The following is a 19,503-nucleotide window of genomic DNA, read 5'->3' on the forward strand; positions in this document are numbered from 1 at the left end:
GAGCGGCTTCAGCCGCGAAAGGGCCAGCCCAGACACTGAATCAGTAGAGGTTAGGCTCCATCTCCAGTTCGACCCCGAACCGCTCGAAGATATCGGCCTGAATCTGCCGCGCCAGTGCATGCATCTGCGCCCCGCTCGCCTGGCCGTAGTTGACCAGCACCAGCGACTGCAAACGATGCACCCCCGCATCCCCCTCGCGGTGGCCCTTCCAGCCAGCCTGCTCGATCAACCAGCCTGCCGCCAGCTTCACTTGGCCATCGGCCTGGGGATAAGCCACCACTCCCGGGTACTGCGCACGGATACGCTCGACCAGCTCCGCCGAGACCACCGGGTTCTTGAAGAAGCTCCCGGCATTACCCAGCTCTGCCGGGTCTGGCAGCTTCTCGCGGCGAATGCTGCAGATCGCCTCGCTGATCGCCTGCGCGGTCGGCTCGGTCACGCCCTGTTCCGCCAGGCGCTGGCGCACCGGGCCGTAGTCCAGGTGGGCCTGCAGCGTACGGCTCAAGGCAAAGCGCACACGCAGGATCAACCAACGCCCAGGGTTGCGCTTGAACAGGCTGTCGCGATACCCGAAGGCACATTCAGCCAGGCCGAAGTCACGCAAATCGCCGGTCTCGCGGTCCAGGGCGGTCAAGCCGACAAATACGTCCTTGATCTCCACGCCATAGGCGCCCACGTTCTGCATCGGCGCGGCGCCCACGGTGCCGGGGATCAGGCTGAGGTTCTCCAGCCCGCAATAGCCCTGCGCCAGTGTCCACTGCACGAACGGGTGCCACGGCTCACCGGCCTCGGCCTCGACCGCGATACGTTCGCCATCGTCGCTGAGCACGCGCCGACCACGGCTGGCCATATGCAGCACCAGCGCATCGATATCGCGGGTCAGCAGCAAGTTGCTGCCACCGCCAATCACCAGCACCGGCACGCCGCTTTGCTGTGCCTGGGTCAGCGCCAGGCGCACCTCCTGGTCATCATGTGCCTGGGTGAAATACCGCGCCTTCACGTCGATGCCAAAGGTGTTGTACGGCTTGAGCGATACCTGCTCCTGCCACTGCACTGTCATAGCCGCCCCTTGATTTCCAGGACCAGTGCCTGGCACGCCGCTTCAACCAGGTCGAGCACCTGCTCGAAGCCGTCGGCGCCACCGTAGTACGGGTCTGGCACTTCATCCAGCGCTGCGCCATAGCGGCGCAGGAACAGGTCGAGCTCCCCCACTGCCGTGTGCGGGCGCATCGCACGCAAATGGCCAAGGTTGCTCTCGTCCATGGCCAGTATCAGGTCATATTCGGCAAAGTGCGCCGCCTTGACCTGCTGAGCGCGTTGCTGCGAAAGGTCATAGCCACGCGCCAGCGCTGCCTTGCAGGTGCGGCTGTCAGGCGCCTTGCCGACGTGCCAGTCGCCGGTGCCGGCCGAGGCCACATGCACCCGGTCGGCAAGCCCGGCAGCCTGCAATTGATGGCGCAGCACGCCTTCGGCGGTGGGCGAGCGACAGATATTGCCGAGGCAGACGAACAGGACGCGCATCAGGCCTCCAGCAAGCGCCGTACGCGCTCCAGGTCTTCAGGGGTATCCACGCCCACGGCAGGCGCCTCGATGGCGTCTTCGACGTGGATGCGTACGCCATGCCACAGGGCACGCAGCTGCTCCAGCGCTTCGGTCTGCTCGAGCCAGCATGGGCCCCAACTGACGAAGTCCTGCAGGAAGCCGACGCGGTAGGCGTACATGCCGATGTGGCGGCGATACGGCACGCCTTCCGGCAACAGGTTGCGGTCCTTGGCAAACGCATCGCGGGCCCAGGGCAGCGGTGCACGGCTGAAGGTCAGGGCCAGGCCGTTCTTGTCGCTGATTACCTTGACCGCGTTGGGGTTGAACACGGTTTCCGGCTCATGGATCGGTTCGGCCAGGGTGGCGATACCGGCTTCCGGATGCGCTGCCAGGTTGGCTGCCACCTGGTCAATGATCACCGGCGGGATCAGCGGCTCGTCGCCCTGCACATTGACCACGATGGCATCGGCCGGCAGCCCCAGGTGTACGGCCACTTCGGCCAGGCGGTCGGTGCCGGACTCATGGTCGGCACGGGTCAGCAGCACTTCGGCGCCGAAGGCCTTGCAGGCCTCTACGATGCTGGCGTCGTCGGTGGCGATGACCACGCGGCTGGCGCCGCTCTTGCGGGCCTGTTCCCACACATGCTGCACCATCGGCTTGCCGGCGATCGACAGCAATGGCTTGCCCGGCAGGCGCGTGGAGCGCAGCCGGGCGGGGATCACCACGGTGAAATCCAGGCTCATTTGTCCAGACGCTCTTCATCGGTCAGGGTGCGTGCCTCGCTTTCCAGCATGACCGGGATGCCGTCGCGGATCGGGTAGGCCAGGCCAGCACCCTTGCTGATCAGCTCGGTCTTGTCGGCACTGAGCTTGAGCGGGCCCTTGGTGATCGGGCAGGCCAGGATATCGAGCAGTTTGGTGTCCATTTGAGGCTTCCTTTAGGCCAGGTGGCCGGGAATTGAAAAAGGGGCTCAGGGCTTGCGCAGCAAGCGTTGCAACTGGTTGTCGAACCAGGCGCTGAAAGCCGGCGTGGGCTGCGCCTCGACGGCCAGGTACCACCAGTCGTCAGCGGCGAAGGCCCGGCATTTCACCGCATCCTTCTCGGTCATGACCAGCGGCAGCGGCGGGCTGAAGGCCAGGCTCTGGGCGCTGAACTGCGCATGGTCGGCAAAGGGATGCGGCACCGGCTGCCAGTTTAGCCCCAGCAGGGTATTGAAGAAACGTTGCGGGTTGCCGATACCGGCCACCGCGTGCAGGCGTTGGCCTGCAGGGAAATGGTCAAGCGCGCGGCGCTCGCCGCTGCGCAGGTTGACCAGGGCGGATGGCTGCAGGCAGAAGCCGAAGCCATCGGCGCGGTCTGCGCTGGCGCCGTTGAACAGCACCGCGTCAGCCTCGTGCAGGCGTTCGGCCGGCTCACGCAACGGCCCCGCCGGCAGGCAGCGCCCATTGCCCAGGCCGCGGGCGGCATCGATCAGCACAAGCTCCAGGTCACGGGCCAGGCGGTAGTGCTGCATGCCGTCGTCACACAGGATCAGGTCGAGGGGTTCGCTGGCCAGCAGGGCCTGCACGGCGCGGGATCGGTCGGGGTCGATCATCAGCGGCACGCTGGTGCGCTGCACGATCAGCAGCGGTTCGTCGCCGGCCTGCCCGGCCGCCTGGTCGGGCTGCACCCGCCAGGGTAGCTGCGGCGGTTTGGCGCCATAGCCACGGCTGACCACGCCCACCTTCAACCCCTGCTTGCGGCAGTGCTCGATCAGCCAGAGGATCATCGGCGTCTTGCCGGTACCACCCACGGTAATGTTACCCACCACGATGACCGGCACCGGGGCCCGGTAGCTGGCACTTTCGCCACTGAGAAAACGCGCCCGCTTGCGCGTGACCACGCGGCGATACAGCGCCTCCAGCGGGCGCAGCAGCGCCAGGGCCGGGTGCCCGGCGTACCAGGCGGCGAGCAGGCGGTCGGCGAAGGCCATCAAGGTGTGCCCTGGGCCGCCTCGACGGTGGTCATGCGCAACTGGCTGAAACCGAGCTTGCCGGCGGCATCCATCGCAGTGACCACGGCCTGGTGCGGGGTCTTGCCGTCGGCGCTGATGGCCAGCGGCAGCTTGTTGTCGCCGCCCGACTCACGCTCGATCGCTTCGCTCAGGGTGGCCAGGTCGCTCTTTGGCAGCAAGTGGTTGTTCACCGAGTACACGCCTTCGGCGCTGATGGTGATTTCCACCAGTTTGCCCTGGTCGGGCGCCGCCGGCTCGGCGCTGGCGGCTTCAGGCAGCTCGACGCGCAGCTGGGTCTCGCGGGTGAAGGTGGTGGTGACCACGAAGAACAGCAGCAGGACGAACACCACGTCGATCAGCGACGCCAGGTTGATGTCGACGTTTTCCCGCTGGCGATTGCGCCGGAACTTCACGCCTTGCCTCCGGCCACTTCCACTTCACGGTCGCCCTGGATCACTTCCACCAGCTTGATAGCTTCCTGCTCCATGCCCACCACCAACTCATCGATACGGCGCAGCAGAAAGCGGTGGAAGAATACCGCCGGGATACCGACCATCAGGCCGGCCGCGGTGGTGACCAGGGCCTTGGAGATACCGCCGGCCAGCACTGCGGCGTTGGCGGTCATCTGCGAGCCCATGAAGGCGCTGAAGATGTCGATCATGCCCAGCACGGTGCCCAGCAGGCCCAACAGCGGGGCCATGGCGGCGATGGTGCCGAGGGTGCTGATGTAGCGTTCCAGTTCGTGGATGACGCGCGAGGCGGCCTCCTCGATGCATTCCTTCATGATTTCGCGACCATGGCGCGAGTTGGCCAGGCCGGCGGCGAGGATTTCGCCCAGTGGCGAATCGGCGCGCAGGGCCTTGAGCTTGTCACTGGTCAGTTGCTTGTCCTTGATCCATATCCACACCTGACCGAGCAGGTGCGGCGGGGTGACGCGACTGACGCGCAGCGTCCACAGGCGCTCGACGACGATAGCCATGGCAGCGATGGAGCTCAGAATGATCGGCAGCATCATCCAACCGCCGGACTTGACCAATTCCCACACAGTAAACGCCCCTTCGGAAAAAGGCCGCCACTCTACCATAGGCGCGCCGGGGGCTCATCTGCCGGAGGTCAGGGAATTGGCCTACCCCGGTTTCAACCTTGAGTTGTCGGGTGGCTGAACTGGCCCTTTCGCGGGTGAACCCGCTCCCACAGGTTTTGTACCATCCTCAGGTTCAGTGCAGTACCTGTGGGAGCGGGTTTACCCGCGAAAGGGCCTGCTCAGCCACCGCCCGCATCCCTCCAGAAACGCCGCTGTCGGCGCACACTCTCGACCTCCCCCAGCCTCCCCAGCACCAACCGCAACGCCCCCTGCTCCGCCGTGTCATGCATCACCACCCCATGCCGCCGATAACGTTCGACCACCTGCGAGTGCGGGTGCCCGAAGCTGTTGTTGCGCCCGCGCGAAATCAGTACCCCGCGCGGCGCCGTGGCACGGATGAAGGCCTCGCTGGACGAACTGCGGCTGCCATGGTGCGGCGACTGCAGCCAGTCGATCCGCGGCGCTTCTGTGGCCGCCAGCCAGGCCCGTTCGGCACCGGCTTCCATATCTCCCGCCAGAAACAACCGCTCACCCTGCGCCTCGACCAGCAACGCACAGGAGCGGTCATTGCTGCTCTGTCCATCAGCCCAGCGCCACAGCGAAAAGCGCACGCCATCCCACGTCCATTGCTCGCCACTGACACAAGGTTGCAGTTGCATGTCATCCAGCACTTCGCCGCCGATCACCCGTTCGACCGGCAGGCCACGTATGATTGCACCAGCACCACCGGCGTGGTCGGCATGGGCGTGGCTGACCAGCATCAAGTCCAGGCTGCCCACCCCCAGCTTGCGCAAGGTCGGCAACACCACCCGCTCGCCCAGGTCGCTCTCTCCCCTGACCGGCCCGGCGTCGTACAGCAGGTTGTGATGCCGAGTGCGCAACAGCACCGCCAGCCCCTGGCCGACGTCCAGCTGCCAGACCTCGACCTGGCCGAACGGCACCGTCTCCCGGGGTACCCACAGCGCCAGCAGCATTACGCCACCCAACCCGCGCAGTGGTACGCCACGGGGCATCAAAACCAGCAGCGCACCCAGGCACACCAGCAGCCAGGCCCACAACGGCAGGGCTGGTGGCAGCCACGCCGGCTGCTGCGCCGCCAGCGCCAGCAGCCGGAAAAGCACATCAAGAAAACCACCCGCCAGCCAGAGCAGCGCCTCCCCTACCCCGCCCAACGGCAGCAGCAAAGTGCCCAGCAACGCCAATGGCAGCACTGCCAAGCTGACCCACGGCACCGCAACAAGGTTGGCCAGCGGCGCACTCAAGCTCACCGGCAAGCCCGTAGCCAGCAGTACCGGCAGCAAGCCGATCGCAATCACCCATTGCGCCCGCGTCCAGGCCTGCCAGGGCCGCCAGTTGCCCAGGCGGGCACTGAAGCAATAGACAAGCGTGGCCACGGCTGCGAACGACAGCCAGAACCCGGGCAGCAGCGCGGCCAACGGTTCCAGCAACAGTACGGCAACCAGCGCCAGCAACAACGGCAAGGTCGCACCCAATTGGCGAAAACGCAGGCGCCAGAGCAACACCACGGCCAGCATCAGGCAGGCACGCTGCACCGGTACACCGCCACCAGCCAACCAACCGTAGGCCAGTGCCGCAGCCATGGCCAGGCCACACGCCCAGGGCAGCCACGGCAGACGAGCGGGCCACAGCCCCCAACGCGCCAGCCCGGCAACCAGGCCATACAGCAAGCCGGCAACCAGGCCGATGTGCTGGCCAGAGATCACCAACAGGTGCACCGTGCCGGTGGCCTGCAACGTTTGCCAGTCCTCCCGGGCCAGGCCCGCCCCGTCGCCAAGCACCAGCGCCACCAACGCTGCCTGCCGGCCATTGGCTTCGACTGCCAGCAGGCGCTGGCGCAGCGTGTCGCGCCAGCCGCCGACAACCGGCGCCAGCAACTGCCCGGCCTTGACCGTACCGGTCGCACCGACCCGCCGCGCCAGCAATTGCGCCTCACGGTCCGGCCCATGCGGGTTGAGCAGCCCGGCCGGGCGCTGCAAGGTCACCGCCAGCCGCCACTGCTCGCCCGCGCGCAGCGGCGGGCCGTCGAACCAGCTCAGTTGCAGGCGCTGCGGCAGCTCTGCCCGCCGCGAGCGGGCCGCGTCCAGCTCGAAGCGCACACCCTGCGCAGTCCGGGTCGGCAGGCCGACCACCCGGCCCTCAAGCCACAAGGTGCGGCCATCCAGCCCGGTTGCCAGGCGGTCATCCAGCGCCTGCTGCGCAGACCAGCAGGCCCAACACAGGCCCAACAGAAAACAGCCCAGTGGCCACAGCCGGGTAAACAGGCCGAGGCCACCGGCTACAGCCAGCAGCACCAGCCATCCGACCGATGGCAATGCGGGGAGAAAGCCCAGACACAACAGCCCGAGCGCGAGCGCAAACATCCCTGTGCGCATGAAGTAGAGCTCCAGAAGCGAAATCACCTTCTGAGGCATAGCCCAATTGCCGGCAGCGCTTGCTCAACAATTGTCACAAACTCTAAACGAGGCTGAGCGGGAATCAGGGCATACTGCCCGGATCAACGCTCCGGGAGCCTACATGCCGCGCCGACTTTTCAAACGCTACATGCCGGACCCGACCAGTATTCGGGAACACAAGTCCTTACGCTTTTTCGGCAAGTTGCTGCATGACCCGAACCTCTGGCACCTGAACCGCCATTCGGTGGCGAGGGCCATGGGTGTTGGCCTGTTCGCGGCGCTGATCCCGATGCCGGCGCAGATGCTGCTGGCCGCCGCGCTGGCCATTCCGCTGCGCGGCAACCTGCCGATCGCGGTCAGCCTGGTTTGGCTGACCAACCCGCTGACCATGCCACCGGTGTTCTTCGTCACCTACATGACCGGCGCCTGGCTGATGCAGGTACCGCCGCGCACCCTGCCCGACGAACTGACTTTCCAGTGGATCACCGATCAGCTGTCGACGCTGTGGCAACCCTTCCTGCTCGGCTCGGTGGTGTGCGGTGTGGTGCTGGGCATCCTCGGCTACTTCACCACCATGCTCTACTGGCGCTGGTGGGTGGGCCGGCAGTGGCGTCTGCGCCAATGCCGGTGCAAGGCTTCAGGCACGCATGCCGCGGCCGCTGACCAGCAGGCGAACGCACACCAGGTAGAGCACCGCGGTGGCGACCAGCATGAAGGTAATCGCCGTACCAATGCTGATATCCGACACCCCTAGAATGCCGTAACGGAACGAGTTGACCATGTGCAGCACCGGGTTGGCCAACGACACGGTCTGCCAGAACGGCGGCAGCAGGTTGATCGAATAGAACACCCCGCCCAGGTACGTCAGCGGCGTCAGCACGAAGGTCGGGATGATCGAGATGTCGTCGAAGTTGCGCGCGAACACCGCATTGACGAAGCCCAGCAGCGAGAAAATGGTGGCGGTCAGCAGCACCACGACCACGGTCACGCCCAGGTGGTGCACCTGCAGGTGGGTGAAGAACAGCGACAGGAAAGTCACGATCACGCCCACCGCCAGGCCACGCAGCACGCCACCCAGCACGTAACCGACGAGGATCGTGTGTGGCGATACCGGCGACACCATCAGCTCTTCGATGGAGCGCTGGAACTTGCTGCCGAAGAAGCTCGACACCACGTTGCCGTAGGAGTTGGTGATCACCGACATCATGATCAGCCCCGGCACGATGTACTCCATGTAGGTGAAGCCACCCATGTCGCCGATCTGCCGGCCGATCAGGTTACCGAAGATGACGAAGTACAGGACCATGGTGATCGCCGGCGGCAGCAGGGTCTGCGGCCAGATACGCAGGAAGCGCCGCACCTCGCGGTAGACGATGGTATTCAGGGCGACCCAGTTGGTGCGCAGTTCCACACTCATACGGCCACCTTCGACAGGTTTTTTTCCACCAGGGACACGAACAGCTCCTCGAGTCGGTTGGTTTTGTTGCGCAGGCTCTGCACCTCGATGTTCTGCAGCGCCAGCTGGCCGAACAGCGCAGTGATGCCGATGTCCTTGTCCACCTGCACTTCCAGGGTGTGCGGGGTCAGCAACCGGCACGGGTAGCCCTGCAGCACCGGTGCAGTGGCCAGGTCCTGCCTGAGGTCGAGGACGAAGGTTTCGACATGCAGCTTGCCCAGCAACTGGCGCATGCTGGTGTTCTCGACGATGGTGCCGTGGTCGATGATGCCGATGTTACGGCACAGCTGCTCGGCCTCTTCCAGGTAGTGGGTGGTGAGGATGATGGTGATGCCCTTCTGGTTCAGCTCGGTGAGGAAGCTCCACATCGAACGGCGCAGTTCGATGTCCACACCGGCGGTGGGCTCGTCGAGAATCAGCAGGCGCGGCTCGTGGATCAGCGCGCGGGCAATCATCAGGCGGCGCTTCATGCCCCCCGACAGCGAACGCGACTGCACGTCACGCTTGTCCCACAGGCCGAGCTGGGTCAGGTACTGCTCGGCTCGCTCCTTGGCCACCTTGGGCGGGATGCCGTAGTAACCGGCCTGGGTCACGACGATGTCGAAGGTTTTCTCGAACTGGTTGAAGTTGAACTCCTGCGGCACCACGCCCAGGCAGCGTTTGAGCGCCGACGGCTCGCGGTCCAGGTCGTGGCCGAACACGTTGACCGTGCCGCTGGTCTTGTTCACCAGGGTGGAGAGGATGCCGATGGTGGTGGACTTGCCCGCGCCGTTGGGGCCGAGCAAGGCGAAGAAATCGCCTTCGGCAACATCCAGATCGATGCCCTTGAGGGCCTGGAAGCCGTTGCCGTAGGTCTTGGTCAGCTGTCGGATGGACAGGGCGGAACTCATAGCGGGTCACTTACCGAGAAAAAGGTGCAGGACACGCCAGGTAAAGGCACTGGCGCAGTGAGTGCGGCCAATGGTGCTTGGCCTGGCCGCACAAGTACAGTCATGTGTATTGATAATGACTATCGAAGTAGCCGTGGTGTTCGATCAGGTCAGCGCAGTCATTACCGCTGCCTGGTATGCAGGGCGCGCCTTGAGGCGCTCGTACCAGGCCTCCAGGTGACGCATGGCCGGGCGCTCGATGGGCATTTCGAACCAGGCATAGACGAAGCTACCCAGTGGGATGTCGCCCATGCCGATCTGGTCACCGGAAAGGTACGGTTGTTTGGCCAGGGCTTCGTCGGCAATGGCCAGCAGCTGCGCGCATTGCTTGTGCGCAGCGTTGATCGCCACCCAGTCGCGCTGGTCTTCCGGGGTGCGCAACAGGCCCCAGAACAGTGGGCGGAACGGCGTGGCGAAGGACGAGGTGGTCCAGTCCATCCACTTGTCCGCCAGGGCGCGCTGACGCGGGTCGTCCTGGTACCAGCCCTGCTCCGCACCGTACTCGGCGCACAGGTAGCGGACGATGGTGTTGGACTCCCACAGGGTCAGGTCGCCGTCTTCCAGCATCGGCACCAGGCCGTTGGGGTTGCGCGCGCGGTAGTACGGCTCGTTGACCACGCCGAAGGCGCCGCCAGCGTCGATCGACTCGAAATCCAGGCCCAGTTCGTGGGCGATCCATAGCGCCTTGCGCACATTGCTCGAATTCTTGCGACCCCAGATCTTCAGCATGGCAACGTCCTTATGAATGCGGAGGTGGTGCAGTCTACTCCAGACTTTCGTCGCCTGTACCGGCCTCTTCGCGGGTAAACCCGCTCCTACAGGGTTCTGCGCCAGACCTGAGGGTGATGCAGTACCTGTGGGAGCGGGTTCACCCGCGAAGAGGCCGCTACAGACAAACACCGGACTGAAACTCCCACCGCCATACCCTGTCACTGTTCTGACCCGGCCGTTCTCAGCGATGCGTCTAAGCTGACTGGGACGGCTTACCCCCTGGTTCCAAGGAGGACCGATTATGTTGCTGTTGTGGTTGGTAGTGCTGGTGATCGGCGCGGCGTACCTCACGCACCGGCGCCTGGCGCCCTTGCAGATTCTTGGCATCATGGCGGCTTATGTACTGCTGATGGGCATTTTCAGCAGTGCTCCCGGCTGGCTGCTGACCCTGATCTGGATAGTGCTGGCCCTGAAAGTCGCCCTGGTGGCGCTGCCGGAATGGCGCCGCAAGGTATTTACCGGTCCGGTGTTCAAGTGGTTCCAGCGCACCCTGCCGCCGATGTCGCAAACCGAGCGCGAGGCGATCGACGCCGGCACCGTGTGGTGGGACGGCGAACTGTTCAGCGGCCGTCCCGATTGGCGCACCCTGCTCGCCTACCCGGCTCCACAGCTGACCGAAGAAGAACAGGCATTCATCGACGGCCCGACGGAACAACTGTGCGCCATGGTCAGCGACTGGCAGATCGGCCAGGACATGGACCTGCCGGCCGAAGCCTGGGCACATATCAAGCAGAATGGGTTCTTCGCCCTGATCATCCCCAAGGAATATGGCGGCAAGGGCTTTTCAGCCTACGCCCACTCCCAGGTGGCGATGAAACTGGCCACCCGCAGCGGCGACCTGGCTTCTACCGTGATGGTGCCCAACTCGCTCGGCCCGGCCGAGCTGCTGTTGCATTACGGCACTGACGAACAACGCAACCACTACCTGCCACGCCTGGCGCGTGGCGATGAAATACCCTGCTTCGCCCTCACCGGCCCGCTGGCCGGCTCCGACGCAGGCGCCATGCCTGACACCGGCGTGGTCTGCAAGGGGCAATGGAAGGGCGAAGAGGTCATCGGCCTGCGCCTGAACTGGGAAAAGCGCTACATCACCCTCGGGCCCGTCGCCACCCTGCTGGGCCTGGCCTTCAAAGCCTACGACCCGGACCATCTGCTCGGCGAACAGGAAGAACTGGGTATCAGCCTGGCGCTGATCCCTACCGACACGCCCGGCGTCGAAATCGGCAAACGCCACCTGCCACTGGGCGCCGCGTTCATGAACGGCCCCAACAGCGGCAAGGACGTATTCGTGCCGCTGGATTTCCTCATCGGTGGCCAGGCCATGCTCGGCAAGGGCTGGATGATGCTGATGAACTGCCTGTCGGTAGGCCGCTCCATCTCCCTGCCGGCCGTGGGCACTGGCGCAGCCAAATACACCAGTCTGGTCACCGGCCAGTACGCCAACATCCGCGAACAGTTCAATGTCCCCCTGGCTGCATTCGAAGGCATCCAGGAGTCGCTGGCACGCATCGGCGGCAATGCCTGGCTGATGGACAGCGCGCGGTTGCTGACCGCCAAGGCCGTGGACCTGGGCGAGAAGCCCTCGGTGCTGTCGGCGATCCTCAAGTACCATTTGACCGAGCGCGGCCGCGAATGCATCCAGCACGCCATGGACGTGCATGGCGGCAAGGCCATCATCATGGGGCCAAACAACTACCTGGGGCGCAACTGGCAAGGCGCGCCGATCTTCATCACCGTCGAAGGCGCCAACATTCTTTCGCGCAACCTGATGATCTTCGGCCAGGGCGCCATCCGCTGCCATCCGTTTGTGCTCAAGGAAATGGCTTTGGCCGGGCGCGAGGACGGTGACCAGGCATTGAGGGAATTCGATGACCTGCTGATGAAACACATCATGTTCGCCGCCGGCAATGCGGCCAGCACACTGATACTCAGCCTGGGGCTGGGGCGACTGGAATCCGTGCCCGGCGATGCCCTGAGCCAAGGCTACTTCCGTGCACTCAACCGCCAGGCAGCGGCCTTCGCCATGCTGGCTGACCTGTCAATGATGCTGCTTGGCGGCGCACTGAAACGCCGCGAACGGCTGAGCGCAAGGCTGGGGGATGTGCTGAGTTACTTGTACCTGGGCAGCGCTGCGCTCAAGCGATATCACGACCTGGGCTCACCGGAACACATGCAACCCTTGCTGCGCTGGGCGATGGAAGAAAGCCTGGGCCAGGCAGAAACAGCCCTGGACCGGTTGCTCGACAACTTCCCCAACCGCTTTGTCGGCTGTGCGTTGCGCGTGCTGGTGTTCCCCTTCGGCCGTCGCCACACCGGGCCGAGCGATGAACTGGATGCAGAGGTGGCGGCGCTGATCGGCCGCAGCAAGGGCGACCCGGCGCTGGAAGAGCTCCTTGCTGGCTGCTTCAGGCCGCAGGGCGAGGGTGACCCGGTGGCAGCGCTGCAACGGGCTTGCGACTTGCTGGATGAAACCGCGCCACTGCACAAGGTGCTTCATGAGGCGATCAAGGAGGGCAAGGTGCAGCCGGCACCCGGGCAGTCTCTGATCGACGCGGCAGTCGAGCATGGCGCACTGCAGCCGACCGAGGGGCAACGGTTGCGTGAAACCGAGCAAGCCCGCCTCACGGTCATCGGTGTGGACGCCTTCGACAAAACGCAGTTGCTACCGGGGCAGGGCAAGGTACGTTGACCTGCTGATTGCCAGACGCGATTTTGGAGTACAAGCGATCTCGTGTTTCGACGGGGCGCAAAGCGGCCCCGTCTCTCGGGCAATGTCCCACACCTTGGCAACCACGTGCCACAGCGCATTTGTGTGAAAGCCTCTCAGGCACTGGGTGGGAACTTGGAAAGCTGAACTTCACAATCCATTTGATGGTCCGCTTTCATATCAGCCTGGGGGAGAGCTGAGCCCGTTTTGGCAATCACCTTCAGGCCCAGGCCTTCGCTGACGAAGTCGCCAACTGAATAGGTGCCCAGCAGATAGCTGTATTCGGTCCTTTCGAGCGACGCAGGCCTGTGAGTGGTCAGGAATGTGATGGATGAGTGCACAACCCAATCGTCCGGGGCCTTTCTGTACTTCAACGTAATGGTCGTGGCGGAAGGGATGTCGCTCATCGCAATAAGGCTGTTAGACGCAGCAACCGTCTTATTGGCCCTTTCGCCACTGCCCTCTGCTGGCAGGGGCATGCCATGGCTGGCGTTGGACTCGTGCCAGAAGATGATGGCACCGTTCTGTGCCGGGGTGTTGTCCTTTACCATGATACGCACCTCGTGTGGAAGATTGAGTGCAGTGAACACCTATCACCGCCAGTAACGGTGCAGTGTCGCTGCGTGGGCTTGAATCTAGATCAACACCCGTGCGTGCGCACCTGGCAGAATTGACAGGTCCATGGTTCGCACACGGTGCTCGCCGACCATGCCACAGCGGGCAATCACAAGGCGCAATGGGGCGGAGCAGCCACCACCTTCCCCAACCCGCCCTTAACCGGCGTATACTCCGCCCCCGTTTCAACCGCCCCGAGGACCGCCCCATGGCCAACCCCCACCTGGAATACCACCTCCAACTGCTGAACCACCTGCGTACCATTCTGGTGGCTCTGGGTGAAGCCGAGCAGGTACCGGAGGAAAGCCACACCCTGTTTCTCGAACGTTTCGACGAATTGCTGACCCTGCTGCCGCAAGACCCGCTGGAAAGCCAGTACCTGGGCCAGGACCTGATCTGCCAGGTGATCCAGCGCTACCCGCAAATCGCCCACCTGGTGCCACGCGACCTGCTGTGGTTCTTCGGGGGGGACTGCCTGCACTACATGCCCGACGAAGAGCTGGAGCTGTACCAGCAACTGGAAGAACGCCGTTACGAAGCCGAGCAGAGCGGCGAAGCGTTCGACTGGCACCAGCAGAAGCGTCTGATGAGCCAAGCTCAAGGCGACAATACCCAGCACTGATATGCACAGCACACCGCACGCTTGCGAGCGTGCCTTGCAATGTCTCCAATTACCCCACCAAAGGTAGACTTCGCCTACAGTTTCACCCCGCCCGCCTTTCTATCCTGCCCGCCGAACAGTTTTTGTCTGTTCGGCCCGTTTTTTCGCCCCCCAGGATCAGAAAATGAAAAAAACCCTTCTGGCCATCGCCTTTGGCCTGGCAAGCAGCACAGCATTTGCAGATACAGGCACGATCACCTTCGCCGGCTCGATCAAACCCGGTGGTACCTGCCCTATCGACCTGGTCATCCCAGGAACCGGAACCAGCATCCCCAGGCTTGAAATGGGTAGTCTGCGAGCGGAGGACTTCCCAACCACAGGTAGCAAGTCCAGACTGATTCGTTTCGCCTTGAAGGTCACGCCAGGCGCCGGCTGTGTGATCGGCGGTCAAGATGGCTATGTCACGTACAAGCCCGTTTACGATACAGCAGGCACAAAGCTATATGGCCTTGACATAATCGACCCGGATGCCGCGAAAGGAATAGCGCTTGCCATCCTGGATAGAGCACAAAACTACGTGGAGCCCAATAAGGAATCCATCTCGTATCCGCTCGACGATACCCTGCCCTCGGAGATGGACTTCTTTGCACACTACGAGTCCACCGCCAACACCGTAGAGCCTGGCCACGCAAACGTCCTGGTCGAATACACGTTCGCGCTCAAGTAGCAACAAGCCCCCAGGCCCGATCAGGGCCTGGGGCGCACGCAACGATCCCTGTAGAGACTCCCCATGCGCCATCCGACTTCAAGCAAGTTCAACCTGACCTCGGCCTATGCCCTGGCCATCTGCATGCTCCTGCTCGCCCCCTTCAGCGCCAATGCCGCCCTGACCATCAGCTCCACCCGTATCATCCAACCCAGTGACCGACAAAGCACCAGCATCGTCGTGGCCAACCCAAGCAACCGGGCCTATGCCGCACAAGCCTGGATCAATACCGAAGCCGATGACAGCACCACTGCGGTACCCTTGATTGCCTCGCCAGCACTATTCCGCATCGACCCGGGCAGCGAGCAGACCGTGCAGCTCAACCGCCTGCCCAATGACTTGCCAAAAGATCGCGAGTCACTGTTCTTCTTCAACCTGCAGGAAATCCCGCAAGCCAACGATAAACCTGGCAATGTGCTGAACATCGCCCTGCGCACGCGCATCAAGGTTTTCTTCCGCCCCAGCCAGCTAAAGGGTCGCCCACAGGATCATCTAAAAAACCTCACTTGGTCCGTGCAATCCATAAACGGCAAGCCGCACCTGGTGGTGGACAACCCTTCTCCCTACTACTTCACCTTCAACCAGCTGACCTTCATCAGCCCCAAGGGCAGCGAAAAAATCGATGCCAGGAAAATGGCCATCCCGTTGGGCAGGCAAACCTATCCGCTGAAAACACTGCCAGCCCAGGGCAACCTGAAGGTCGATTTCACCACCATCAATGACTACGGCGCCATAACGCCAGCCATGTCCAGCCCGGCAAGGCGCTCATGACCCTGTCAGGCCTTCAGCATAGGGTGGTATTTCGGGAAGTCGACCCAATGCGCCCCGTCATCGAAACTCACCTGCACGTGCAGGGTGAACTGCTCGTCACGTTTGAGGGTGGCGAGAAACGTCTTCGCCACGGTGACGTCCTGGTTTGCCCCAACGCCCTGACGCACCTGCATTTCGTTAATGGTATGCGCGGTCAGGACATGATGCGGTCCAGCCTCGGCACCGCTCTGCAATACCCCCGTCACCCAGATACTGATGCGCTGCCCAACCGCAATCAATCGCCACGGAGCCAGCTGTACGGGCACCCTGGCCGGTGCACTTGCCAGACTGAAGCCATTGCTGGTGGCACCTATCAGTTCGATAATAGGCAGTTTTTCTGTGAGAGCCGTGACTTCGAGGTTACGCGGGGTGGAGGGAAACTCATCAATGCCGTCATCAACCTTGTATGAAACCTTGAGCACCTGGTTACTGTAGGCCAGCAAATTCTTCTCAGGAATCAGGAACCGTTTATCTGTACCCGGCAACACTTCGGATGTTGTGAAATAACCCGCATCACCTGGCTCTCCCCAAATGACGGTCACCCGCTCCTCCGGATAAATCACGGCCTTTTCGGGAACGATGACCACCATCGGAGGCCGGTAGTCATTCAACTGCAACGACAACGCTTCTCCAGAGCCTGTTGCCTGGGGTATTTCAAGCCAAGGCAAGGTCCGGGGGATTGGAGCGGCAGCTATCTGCAACGGCACAGGCCTGGACCGGGCGCTGAGATTGCCCGCGCGGTCACGTATCTGATAGTGGACATAGCGCTCACCATCGCCTCGCGATCTGATATCGTCGCCTTCGATCGGCAGGAAAATCGGCTGAGAAGTGTCCTGCCTGGTAATCGTATATTCGCCAAGCTTGTCATTGGCAAAGGGGCGATCGTCCCAGTAGTAGATAATTACATCGCCTACCGCAGCCTTCTGGTAAACAGGTAGCTCAGCAAGTACGCGATCTTCATGCTTTTCCAGGTAGCGTGCCGTCACCCCCTCGCGTCCGACTTCCTCATCAAACAGCAAAAGCCCCTCATCGCCGCCAAGTACCGGGGGAACGGTGTCAATCGTAAGGGTCAGCGGACTGGAGTGTGTGACAACACCATTGAACCCATACACTTCATAAGTGACTTCCTGGGTGCCGTGCAGCAGCACTGCTACAGGGGCTTCCACGAAAAGATCGTCCTCGGGAATCTTATCCTCCCAACGCTTTGGTTCACCAACCGCCACTCCGTTCCAGTACAGCGTCAATACCTCTGGAAGACCAGGCATCGGGTTGGACTCTTCCCACATGGGCACTTCGATCCTCAACGGCCGGCCAAGGGCCGCAACCGGCAACAAATTCAGCTCGCCATCAGGGATGTTCGCGAGCGCCGCCGGCGCAGAAGGAGGGTCGAGCAGGCGCTTGCGAAACAGGCTCGCTAACTTCTTTTGCAGCCAGAACAGAAAGCCCGCGGGTTTGATGTACATATCACCATCCTCTTTGAATCCGACCCACAAAAAAGGAAGGCCGAGGCCTTCCTTCTCCTTAGTGATCACCAGCTGTACCGGAACCCGACATTAGCCCCCCACGGCTGCTCGATCTTTTCTCCGTTGGCGTAATCGAAATCGGCATGCAGTTGCATGCGCTCGTTCAAACTGATGGCGACACCCATGCCAAATTCGGCGCGCGAGCCCGACAGATCGTTATCGAACCGATTGTCGTTGACCTTGACCTCATTGCTGCCGACGAATTCGTGGGCGTAGGCAAGACGTACGTAGGGCTGCACCTGCCGCCCTTTGCCAAGCTGCACGGTACGCCCCACGGTTGCCCCGGCCTTTCCAAGCAGCGAACGGGTATCGTCCCCCTGAGCCTTCAGGCCATTGTCCAGGTGATAATCCTTACCCTGGATCGTGACCATGGCCCATTGGGTGTAGGGCTCGACAAAGTAACCCTGCCCCAGGTCGATGTTGCGCCCGAATTCTGCGGACATGCCCAGGCCCAGGTTGTCATAGTCACCTTTGCTGCGCTGGCCATCACTGAGAGCAACCTCGGCACTGTTATCGAAACGGTTGGCCTTCATCACACCATCGAAGTAGTAGCCACTTTGTGCATCTAGCCAGGTGGCGTAAAGCCCCAGATAATAGCTCTTGACCTCAGCGGAGCTGCCGCGAATCAGGTCCAGGTCAGATGAGCTGTGGCCCGCCATTACACCGGCCAGCCACTGGCCGTCACCAAATGGAAGTGGCGCATCGGCCCCGATCGAGAACCCACGCTGCACCTGGCTGTAGGGGCTGCCCGCACTGTCCGAAACCTGGTACTTGTTGCCATAAGCCCTCGCCCATCCCCCTGCCTTGCGCTCATCCAGGCGTAATTCGCCCATACGGCTGCGCAAGGTGGTCAATTCACCGTACCAAACGGTGGGCGCGGTATTGAACAGCGCCAGCACCGATGCAGTGCCAGGGCTGATCACTTTACGCGTACCATCGAGGAACCAATCGTTACCACGCTGTACCAACTCGTAGGAAAATGCACCGAGATCCACCGGGCCATTAACCAGAGAGAAGCTGGCATCACCTGCTGCCGCATGCACCAGGTGAAGGGCGTTTTCACTCACGGGGTCCGCACCACTGCTACCCACCAGCAGGCTATGGCTACCGGTAGCGTTGCCTACCTCAAGGAAGTCTGTCGCACCGGTTGTGAAGTCAGCATCCATGATGAAGGTACCGCTACCGGCCAGCGTACCCAGCGTCAAGCGCTGGTACTGCCCTGGCTCACCGAAACGGACCACGCCACCATTCATGGCCAGGCTGCCAACCTGGCTGCTCTGTACCATGTTCCAGCGCGCCTGGTTGTTCAAAGTCAAACCAGCCACGTTCTCCAGGTGCCCGGTCAGGCTGGCCTGATTTTCCAGGATCAGGGCCGCACTGGAACCTGCCTCGACCCGTACATCCCCTACCAGGTGGCTATTGTCCACAGTCATGGTGGCCTCGGACCCTCCCACCACTTCAAGCAGGTTACCGTTGCTCGCCACCAGGCTCGAACCACTGGCAACGACGATGTCCGCCTTGGTCGGGCCGATCAGGGAGTGCCCCACGACAATCGCCGAACCATCCTGGCCCTCGACCCGCGAGCCAACCAAAGTGATCCTGGCGGCCCCCGAGAACGTGGGGTCGGCAAGTACCAGCAAGCCGTCAGTGGCGCCCACCACCGAGCTGCCCTGTGCCGAAAGCTCGGCGTTGCCAAACAACTGGGCTGCCGGTGCCGTGCCGTTGCCAACCAGCGTGCTGCCCTGCAGCACCAGACGTGATGCGGCGGACACCAGAGCCCCGGCCCTGCCACCCTCGACATGGCTGTCGGAGACCAAGGCCGAAGCACCTGTGCTGCCATCATGCTGCAAGCGTAAGCCAAAGCGGTCACTGACCACCCGAGAGTTGCCGGCGATGCTGGCGGAGGCGCCCGCTACCAGATCGACACCATCCGCCCGTTGGGCCTCGATCGTGCTGGCTTGCATGTTCAGGTGCGCACCAGTACCGACAGCAACATCATTCATTGAAGCGCCCACCGCGTTGAGCCTGGCGTTGGGGTTCAGCCGATAGTTGTCGAGCGGGGTAGTACTGTCTATATCAAGCGTACCCTCGACGGTGGTCACCGCCGATACGCCAGGGGTGACCAAAAGCATCATAGGCGCCATGCAGAGCGCTTGCACTAAAGGGCTCAAAGACAGTTTCCGGCCTCTATTCATTAACTTCAAACCTCGTTCATGTCGGATCATCGTTGCCAAAGGAAAGCGATCACCGACAAGGCTACAAGGGAAATTCCCAAATCTCTGTAGGAAAAAT

The 19,503-nt window shown here is 62.7% G+C and carries 18 protein-coding genes and 1 pseudogene; 5 read left to right on the forward strand and 14 right to left on the reverse strand.

Annotated features, from left to right (window positions below; genetic code table 11):
* Positions 1 to 40 precede the first annotated feature (40 nt).
* The 8 genes from murB to RR51_RS22440 form a co-directional block, all read right to left on the reverse strand.
* Positions 41 to 1,060: a UDP-N-acetylmuramate dehydrogenase gene (gene murB, locus RR51_RS22405; protein ID WP_039614723.1), complete on the reverse strand. Its 1,020-nt coding sequence runs from the start codon at positions 1,058 to 1,060 to the stop codon at positions 41 to 43.
* Positions 1,057 to 1,521, reverse strand: coding sequence for a low molecular weight protein-tyrosine-phosphatase (locus tag RR51_RS22410; RefSeq protein ID WP_003259973.1), 465 nt, complete (start codon positions 1,519 to 1,521; stop codon positions 1,057 to 1,059). Before RR51_RS22410 ends, murB begins: the two co-directional genes overlap by 4 nt.
* The gene (gene kdsB / locus RR51_RS22415; protein WP_039614724.1) at positions 1,521 to 2,285 is read right to left on the reverse strand and encodes a 3-deoxy-manno-octulosonate cytidylyltransferase; all 765 of its coding nucleotides are present in this window, start codon (positions 2,283 to 2,285) and stop codon (positions 1,521 to 1,523) included. Before kdsB ends, RR51_RS22410 begins: the two co-directional genes overlap by 1 nt.
* Positions 2,282 to 2,467 (reverse strand): Trm112 family protein, encoded by a 186-nt coding sequence (locus RR51_RS22420; protein ID WP_011532874.1) that lies wholly within the window; start codon positions 2,465 to 2,467, stop codon positions 2,282 to 2,284. Before RR51_RS22420 ends, kdsB begins: the two co-directional genes overlap by 4 nt.
* A 45-nt stretch (positions 2,468 to 2,512) precedes the next feature.
* On the reverse strand, positions 2,513 to 3,514 hold the full coding sequence (gene lpxK, locus RR51_RS22425) for a tetraacyldisaccharide 4'-kinase (protein ID WP_039614725.1): 1,002 nt from the start codon (positions 3,512 to 3,514) through the stop codon (positions 2,513 to 2,515).
* Positions 3,514 to 3,948, reverse strand: a complete 435-nt coding sequence (locus RR51_RS22430; RefSeq protein WP_013971564.1) for an ExbD/TolR family protein — start codon at positions 3,946 to 3,948, stop codon at positions 3,514 to 3,516. The genes lpxK and RR51_RS22430 overlap by 1 nt, the downstream gene beginning before the upstream one ends.
* Entirely contained in the window at positions 3,945 to 4,580 is a 636-nt protein-coding gene (locus tag RR51_RS22435; RefSeq protein ID WP_003259970.1) for a MotA/TolQ/ExbB proton channel family protein, read from the reverse strand. Before RR51_RS22435 ends, RR51_RS22430 begins: the two co-directional genes overlap by 4 nt.
* A gap of 218 nt (positions 4,581 to 4,798) precedes the next feature.
* A complete protein-coding gene (locus RR51_RS22440) occupies positions 4,799 to 7,012 on the reverse strand; it encodes a DNA internalization-related competence protein ComEC/Rec2 (RefSeq protein WP_039614741.1) in 2,214 nt (737 codons plus the stop codon).
* A 142-nt stretch (positions 7,013 to 7,154) separates the two neighbouring features.
* Here RR51_RS22440 and RR51_RS29635 point away from each other — a divergent pair.
* A pseudogene (locus RR51_RS29635) lies at positions 7,155 to 7,661 on the forward strand (DUF2062 domain-containing protein); the annotation flags it as partial.
* A gap of 9 nt (positions 7,662 to 7,670) precedes the next feature.
* Here RR51_RS29635 and RR51_RS22445 read toward each other — a convergent pair.
* The 3 genes from RR51_RS22445 to RR51_RS22455 all read right to left on the reverse strand — a co-directional run bounded on the left by RR51_RS22445 (position 7,671) and on the right by RR51_RS22455 (position 10,147).
* Positions 7,671 to 8,450, reverse strand: coding sequence for an ABC transporter permease (locus RR51_RS22445; RefSeq protein ID WP_003260104.1), 780 nt, complete (start codon positions 8,448 to 8,450; stop codon positions 7,671 to 7,673).
* On the reverse strand, positions 8,447 to 9,379 hold the full coding sequence (locus RR51_RS22450; RefSeq protein ID WP_013971560.1) for an ABC transporter ATP-binding protein: 933 nt from the start codon (positions 9,377 to 9,379) through the stop codon (positions 8,447 to 8,449). Before RR51_RS22450 ends, RR51_RS22445 begins: the two co-directional genes overlap by 4 nt.
* Before the next feature lie 144 nt (positions 9,380 to 9,523).
* Complete coding sequence (locus RR51_RS22455) at positions 9,524 to 10,147, reverse strand: glutathione S-transferase (RefSeq protein WP_039614726.1); 624 nt, start codon at positions 10,145 to 10,147, stop codon at positions 9,524 to 9,526.
* A gap of 283 nt (positions 10,148 to 10,430) precedes the next feature.
* On the opposite strand from RR51_RS22455, the gene RR51_RS22460 reads away from it, so the two are divergent.
* Positions 10,431 to 12,878, forward strand: coding sequence for an acyl-CoA dehydrogenase (locus tag RR51_RS22460; RefSeq protein ID WP_039614727.1), 2,448 nt, complete (start codon positions 10,431 to 10,433; stop codon positions 12,876 to 12,878).
* 134 nt (positions 12,879 to 13,012) lie between these two features.
* On the opposite strand, the gene RR51_RS22465 is transcribed toward RR51_RS22460, so the two are convergent.
* Complete coding sequence (locus tag RR51_RS22465; RefSeq protein ID WP_039614728.1) at positions 13,013 to 13,447, reverse strand: hypothetical protein; 435 nt, start codon at positions 13,445 to 13,447, stop codon at positions 13,013 to 13,015.
* Positions 13,448 to 13,719: 272 nt separating this feature from the next.
* On the opposite strand from RR51_RS22465, the gene RR51_RS22470 reads away from it, so the two are divergent.
* The 3 genes from RR51_RS22470 to RR51_RS22480 all read left to right on the forward strand — a co-directional run bounded on the left by RR51_RS22470 (position 13,720) and on the right by RR51_RS22480 (position 15,649).
* The gene (locus tag RR51_RS22470) at positions 13,720 to 14,133 is read left to right on the forward strand and encodes a PA2817 family protein (protein ID WP_039614729.1); all 414 of its coding nucleotides are present in this window, start codon (positions 13,720 to 13,722) and stop codon (positions 14,131 to 14,133) included.
* Between the two features lie 163 nt (positions 14,134 to 14,296).
* The gene (locus RR51_RS22475; RefSeq protein WP_039614730.1) at positions 14,297 to 14,839 is read left to right on the forward strand and encodes a fimbrial protein; all 543 of its coding nucleotides are present in this window, start codon (positions 14,297 to 14,299) and stop codon (positions 14,837 to 14,839) included.
* 63 nt (positions 14,840 to 14,902) lie between these two features.
* A complete protein-coding gene (locus RR51_RS22480; RefSeq protein WP_082044746.1) occupies positions 14,903 to 15,649 on the forward strand; it encodes a fimbrial biogenesis chaperone in 747 nt (248 codons plus the stop codon).
* Positions 15,650 to 15,654: 5 nt separating this feature from the next.
* Here the strand turns inward: RR51_RS22480 and RR51_RS22485 are convergent, their stop codons facing one another.
* The gene (locus RR51_RS22485; protein ID WP_236693294.1) at positions 15,655 to 17,220 is read right to left on the reverse strand and encodes a hypothetical protein; all 1,566 of its coding nucleotides are present in this window, start codon (positions 17,218 to 17,220) and stop codon (positions 15,655 to 15,657) included.
* Positions 17,217 to 19,346 (reverse strand): autotransporter outer membrane beta-barrel domain-containing protein, encoded by a 2,130-nt coding sequence (locus tag RR51_RS22490; protein WP_236693296.1) that lies wholly within the window; start codon positions 19,344 to 19,346, stop codon positions 17,217 to 17,219. Before RR51_RS22490 ends, RR51_RS22485 begins: the two co-directional genes overlap by 4 nt.
* Between the last annotated feature and the right edge of the window lie 157 nt (positions 19,347 to 19,503).

Origin of the sequence: Pseudomonas sp. C5pp, from assembly GCF_000814065.1 — a bacterium.
Taxonomy (GTDB): Bacteria; Pseudomonadota; Gammaproteobacteria; order Pseudomonadales; family Pseudomonadaceae; genus Aquipseudomonas; species Aquipseudomonas asiatica.

What these genes read in the sequence shown, in the direction of transcription:
- murB (WP_039614723.1), bottom strand. Translation starts at nt 1,060, where the DNA reads ATGACAGTGCAGTGGCAGGAGCAGGTATCGCTCAAGCCGTACAACACC.
- RR51_RS22410 (WP_003259973.1), bottom strand. Translation starts at nt 1,521, where the DNA reads ATGCGCGTCCTGTTCGTCTGCCTCGGCAATATCTGTCGCTCGCCCACC.
- kdsB (WP_039614724.1), bottom strand. Translation starts at nt 2,285, where the DNA reads ATGAGCCTGGATTTCACCGTGGTGATCCCCGCCCGGCTGCGCTCCACG.
- RR51_RS22420 (WP_011532874.1), bottom strand. Translation starts at nt 2,467, where the DNA reads ATGGACACCAAACTGCTCGATATCCTGGCCTGCCCGATCACCAAGGGC.
- lpxK (WP_039614725.1), bottom strand. Translation starts at nt 3,514, where the DNA reads ATGGCCTTCGCCGACCGCCTGCTCGCCGCCTGGTACGCCGGGCACCCG.
- RR51_RS22440 (WP_039614741.1), bottom strand. Translation starts at nt 7,012, where the DNA reads ATGCGCACAGGGATGTTTGCGCTCGCGCTCGGGCTGTTGTGTCTGGGC.
- RR51_RS22445 (WP_003260104.1), bottom strand. Translation starts at nt 8,450, where the DNA reads ATGAGTGTGGAACTGCGCACCAACTGGGTCGCCCTGAATACCATCGTC.
- RR51_RS22450 (WP_013971560.1), bottom strand. Translation starts at nt 9,379, where the DNA reads ATGAGTTCCGCCCTGTCCATCCGACAGCTGACCAAGACCTACGGCAAC.
- RR51_RS22455 (WP_039614726.1), bottom strand. Translation starts at nt 10,147, where the DNA reads ATGCTGAAGATCTGGGGTCGCAAGAATTCGAGCAATGTGCGCAAGGCG.
- RR51_RS22460 (WP_039614727.1), top strand. Translation starts at nt 10,431, where the DNA reads ATGTTGCTGTTGTGGTTGGTAGTGCTGGTGATCGGCGCGGCGTACCTC.
- RR51_RS22465 (WP_039614728.1), bottom strand. Translation starts at nt 13,447, where the DNA reads ATGGTAAAGGACAACACCCCGGCACAGAACGGTGCCATCATCTTCTGG.
- RR51_RS22470 (WP_039614729.1), top strand. Translation starts at nt 13,720, where the DNA reads ATGGCCAACCCCCACCTGGAATACCACCTCCAACTGCTGAACCACCTG.
- RR51_RS22475 (WP_039614730.1), top strand. Translation starts at nt 14,297, where the DNA reads ATGAAAAAAACCCTTCTGGCCATCGCCTTTGGCCTGGCAAGCAGCACA.
- RR51_RS22480 (WP_082044746.1), top strand. Translation starts at nt 14,903, where the DNA reads ATGCGCCATCCGACTTCAAGCAAGTTCAACCTGACCTCGGCCTATGCC.
- RR51_RS22490 (WP_236693296.1), bottom strand. Translation starts at nt 19,346, where the DNA reads ATGATGCTTTTGGTCACCCCTGGCGTATCGGCGGTGACCACCGTCGAG.